This window comes from Chromohalobacter sp. HP20-39 (genome assembly GCF_033052815.1).
In the GTDB taxonomy this organism is placed as follows: Bacteria; Pseudomonadota; Gammaproteobacteria; order Pseudomonadales; family Halomonadaceae; genus Chromohalobacter.
The window spans coordinates 1-303 of record NZ_JAWHTP010000466.1 but is presented as its reverse complement, the minus strand read 5'-3'; the positions used below and the strand labels follow the sequence as shown (position 1 = coordinate 303).

Annotated in this window: 1 protein-coding gene; it reads left to right on the top strand. The window is 72.3% G+C overall.

Annotation, left to right across the window (positions count from 1 at the left end; genetic code table 11):
• Positions 1-12: 12 nt before the first annotated feature.
• Positions 13-303: ATP-binding cassette domain-containing protein (locus tag RVY79_RS18830; protein ID WP_317466081.1), on the top strand; the 291-nt coding region annotated here is incomplete at its 3' end.

Sequence of the window (303 nt, the reverse complement as noted above, 5' to 3'; positions counted from 1 at the left end):
AGGAGGCGGCGCATGTCTGAGCTGCTGCTGCAAGCCCAAGACCTGACCCGGCACTACGCGGTGCGCCGCGGCCTGTTCCAGCCCCCGGCCACGGTGAAGGCGCTCAATGGCGTGAGCTTCAGCCTCGCGCCGCGCAAGACGCTGGCCGTGGTCGGCGAATCGGGCTGCGGCAAGAGCACGCTGGCCCGGCAGCTCACGCTGAGCGAGCCCCCCACGCGCGGCACGCTGCAGATCCGCGGCGTGGCCACCGCGGGGGCCGAGGTGAAGGCCCTGCGCCGCGAGGTGCAGATGGTGTTCCAGAAC